This window comes from Chitinimonas sp. (assembly GCF_041904975.1).
GTDB lineage: Bacteria > Pseudomonadota > Gammaproteobacteria > Burkholderiales > Chitinimonadaceae > Chitinimonas.
Window position 1 is genome coordinate 1 of sequence record NZ_JAYRLZ010000366.1, and the last position, 3,459, is coordinate 3,459.

Genomic DNA, 3,459 nt, shown 5'->3' on the forward strand with positions numbered 1-3,459 from the left:
TTCCTGCATAACAACGAACGGGTGCTGATCACCTTCTCGGCCGGTGTCACGCGCTATATCGATGGCGAGAGCCAGGAAGACACCATCGAGCGGGCCGACCATGCAATGTATGAAGCAAAGAAGGCCGGCAAGAATCAGGTGATTGTCGACTGAGGCGTATGGCTACAGCACCCCGCCGGCGAAATCATGCTGGCGCCACGCCTCGAATACCGTCACCGCTACCGCGTTGGACAGATTGAGGCTGCGATTGTCCGGCCGCATCGGCAGCTTGATGCGCCGCTCCGCTGCAATGCCATTGCGTACTGCCTCGGGCAGGCCGGCTGACTCCTGGCCAAACAAGAATGCGTCGCCTGCCTGGTAGGCAATGCGGTCATAGCGCACCGTTCCCTTGGTGGTCATTGCAAAGATGCGCCGCTCGCCAAAGTGCGCCAGACAGTCCTGCCAGGATTCATGCAGCTGCAGATTGGCATATTCGTGATAGTCGAGCCCGGCGCGGCGCAGCTTTGCGTCTTCCAGCGGAAAACCCAGTGGCTTCACCAAGTGCAGCTCACAGCCGGTATTGGCGCACAGGCGGATGATATTGCCGGTATTGGGGGGGATTTCCGGCTGGAACAGGATGACGGCAAACATCAGCCGGCCTCGCCTTGGCGTTGCGCATCAGGCAGGCCATCGTGGCCGGCCAAGGGACGCTGAGGGTGATCGCGCCACCATAGCTCGCCAATCTCGGCATTGCGTTGCGGATGCATCGGGTAGTGCACCTGATTGTCCGGGCGCTTGCGCTCGCCGACCACCAGCAGCCTCACCACGCTGTCGCTGTTGTTGATAAAGGTGTGGGCCAGACCATCGCCGGGCTTGAAGCCGACACCATCGCCGGCTTGCAGGCGGTGCAGTTCCCCGTCCAGCCACACATCAGGCGCGCCCTCGAGTACGTAGACGAATTCTTCTTCGGTGCTTTCGGCGTGTGGCCAGGAGGTGCGGCGGCCCGGTGGCAAGGTCTCGTGGTGGATACCGATGCGGCTGAGGCCGAACACGCGACCGAATGGCGCGCCGATTGACAGCAGCTCCTCACTGCCCGGATAGCGCGCATCGTCGGCTTCCTGGATATCGAGATAGTGCTTGATGCAGTCTGGTCGTTGCATGGTGTTCTCGCAGTCAATGGGGTATTTCGCAGCGCCGCGTCCATGCGGCAGCGCGATATGGCGATCACGCTTTCTGGGTGCGTGCCAGCACCCAGCAATCTACCCGGCGTGCGCCGGCCTGTTTCAGCAGGCGCGCCAGCTCGTCCAGGCTGGCGCCGGTGGTCATTACATCATCGATCAGGGCGATATGCTTGCCGTGTACGTCGCCATGCAAGGCAAAGGCACCCTTGATCGCCTTGCGCCGCTCGGACCATGGCAAGCTGGCCAGCGGCGCCGACTCGTGCGGTCGAGCCAGCCGGGTCAGGTCGACTTCGATGCCAAGCTGTCGCCCCAGCTGCTTGGCCAATTCGCCTGCCTGGTTGAAGCCGCGCTCACGCTGCCGTTTCACATGCAAGGGCATCGCCAGCAATAGCTCAGGGCGGTCGGCGGTCAGCTTGATGCGGCTGAGCAGACCGTCGCTGAGCGGCTTGGTCAGACTGAGCTGCCCCCGGTATTTCCAGGCTGGTATCAGGCGATCGATCGGCCAGTGATAGTCCCAGGCTGCCACGGTGTGGTCGAAATGGCGCGTGCGGTTCAGGCATTCACCGCAGATGCCGCCTTGTGGCGTACCCAGGGCGCAAACCGGGCAGTGGAGCAGGCCAAGCCAGGGCAATTCTGCGGCGCAGGCGCTGCATATCGGCGTAGTGCTACCGTGGCTGCCACACAGCACGCAGGCTTGCGGTAGCAGTATGCCGGCAAGCTGTCCGGACAGCTTGCCAAGCCTGTTCAGCAATGATGTTGAAACCATGGCAACGGGCCTGAAAGCGGCAGGGGCTGGCATTTTACCTGTGCTGGATCGGCTTGCCATGTCTTCCAAGGACTGCGCGCCAAGGCCGTGCTCTTGTAAGATGCGCGTCTTTGCCCGGCTGCACCAATCCGTACAAGAGGGTTTCTCGAAAATGAATCAATCTGCTGTTCCGCGTCGCTTGTGGCCAATCGCCCTATTGCTGAGTCTGACCGTAATCGGGCTGGCATCAGCCGACTGCCTGCCAAGCCAGGACAAGGCCGCATGCAACCCGCCGCAAACCCGCGCTCAAACCAGGACGGCAGAGGCGGTGGCACCGGCGACGACATTTGATTGCGCAGCGGCGCGCCGGCAGTTTTCCGACCTGGCGCGACGTATCCGCGAGCAAGGTGAGCCGGTGAGCGAGCAACTGCGGGAAGTCAACGAAAACCTGCAAAAGCACTGCGGCAAACACTGATCAGGGATTATCCACCAGCAGATTGACGCGGGTGGTGCTGGCCGATACCGACAACACCACGCCGTCGGACTGAGCAAGCTGGCTGCCCGCAGGCTTGCCGATCTGCCGAACCAGCGGCAGCGCACCAGCCTTGACCGCATTGTTGCTGCATTGGCTCAGCGACAGGGCAATACGCACTTCATGCTCGCTTTCGCGACTGGTGCTCACGGTGGCGGTACAGCTGGGATTGGTGATCAGGCCGCGGAACTGCAGGGTGGCGCTGGTTTCGCCCGCGTGCAGCGCGGTGAGGGGAAGGGCAAGGCCAAGCAGCAGTGGGCGCGACAGCCATGCCAGCTGGCAACCTAGCTTGCTTACTGAGCATCCGCGCATGCTTCCCCCGAACCTTGGCGCCCGACGCCAATGCCGGACTACCCACTGTTCTTAGGATGCGCTGTGCTGATTTTCCGCCTGGGCTGACGCGCGGTAGCGCCAGGAAACGACAACGGGCCGATGCCGGCCCGTTGCTACCTTGATCAAGAATGGCGATCGATCAGGGGAATACCACCGTCACCGGAACTGCGGCGATGACCGTACCGGCATTCACTGTTGCCGAAGTGGCGTAGTAACGAACCGAGAAGTTATAGGTGGCGGTTGCGGTTGTGGTTACCGGGTAGTTCTGCACGGTGTTCGGTGCGATATTGGCGGCCGAAGCATTCAGCAATTCGAAGCTGACGCCGGTGGCAGTGCCGGTGCTCTTGAAGGTGCTGGCAACCGTCGAGTCAGCGCTGGCAGCATTACCGAAGGTGATGTTTACACCGCCGGCGCTGGCGGTACAGCCGGTGAACTGCAGGCTGAATGGCGTCTGGCCCAAGGTGCTGCCGGCCGCGCCGAAGCTGGTGGCATTCACGGTTGGCAGGGTGACTGTCTGGTTCAGACCCTTGTTGGCCGTGGTCGTGGTGTCGACGGTACAGGCCGGAGGGGCGATGGTGCCGCTGAAGTTGATGGTGCCGGTGATGGGGGCGGCGGAGGCGATGCCGGCGGCCAATAGAGCGGCCAAAGGTAAAATGCGGGACATTATTATGTTTCCTACGTATATGGGC

Annotated in this window: 7 protein-coding genes; 2 read left to right on the forward strand and 5 right to left on the reverse strand. The window is 62.1% G+C overall.

Going from position 1 to position 3,459, the window contains the following annotated elements:
• The first annotated feature begins 3 nt into the window (after window positions 1-3).
• The gene (locus ACE3OH_RS20835; protein WP_374357736.1) at window positions 4-153 is read left to right on the forward strand and encodes a GGDEF domain-containing protein; all 150 of its coding nucleotides are present in this window, start codon (window positions 4-6) and stop codon (window positions 151-153) included.
• Between the two features lie 9 nt (window positions 154-162).
• Here the strand turns inward: ACE3OH_RS20835 and trmL are convergent, their stop codons facing one another.
• The 3 genes from trmL to ACE3OH_RS20850 all read right to left on the reverse strand — a co-directional run bounded on the left by trmL (window position 163) and on the right by ACE3OH_RS20850 (window position 1,926).
• The gene (gene trmL / locus ACE3OH_RS20840) at window positions 163-630 is read right to left on the reverse strand and encodes a tRNA (uridine(34)/cytosine(34)/5-carboxymethylaminomethyluridine(34)-2'-O)-methyltransferase TrmL (RefSeq protein WP_374357715.1); all 468 of its coding nucleotides are present in this window, start codon (window positions 628-630) and stop codon (window positions 163-165) included.
• Window positions 630-1,139, reverse strand: a complete 510-nt coding sequence (locus ACE3OH_RS20845) for a cupin domain-containing protein (protein WP_374357718.1) — start codon at window positions 1,137-1,139, stop codon at window positions 630-632. Before ACE3OH_RS20845 ends, trmL begins: the two co-directional genes overlap by 1 nt.
• Before the next feature lie 64 nt (window positions 1,140-1,203).
• The gene (locus tag ACE3OH_RS20850) at window positions 1,204-1,926 is read right to left on the reverse strand and encodes a ComF family protein (RefSeq protein WP_374357721.1); all 723 of its coding nucleotides are present in this window, start codon (window positions 1,924-1,926) and stop codon (window positions 1,204-1,206) included.
• A gap of 151 nt (window positions 1,927-2,077) precedes the next feature.
• Between ACE3OH_RS20850 and ACE3OH_RS20855 the strand changes: the two genes are divergently transcribed.
• Window positions 2,078-2,380, forward strand: a complete 303-nt coding sequence (locus ACE3OH_RS20855; protein WP_374357726.1) for a hypothetical protein — start codon at window positions 2,078-2,080, stop codon at window positions 2,378-2,380.
• Here ACE3OH_RS20855 and ACE3OH_RS20860 read toward each other — a convergent pair whose 3' ends face one another.
• Together ACE3OH_RS20860 and ACE3OH_RS20865 are read right to left on the reverse strand one after the other, a co-directional pair.
• Window positions 2,381-2,749 carry a hypothetical protein gene (locus tag ACE3OH_RS20860; protein ID WP_374357731.1) on the reverse strand — a complete coding sequence of 123 codons (369 nt, stop codon included), beginning with the start codon at window positions 2,747-2,749 and terminating at the stop codon, window positions 2,381-2,383.
• A gap of 160 nt (window positions 2,750-2,909) precedes the next feature.
• Entirely contained in the window at window positions 2,910-3,434 is a 525-nt protein-coding gene (locus ACE3OH_RS20865) for a fimbrial protein (RefSeq protein WP_374357734.1), read from the reverse strand.
• Between the last annotated feature and the right edge of the window lie 25 nt (window positions 3,435-3,459).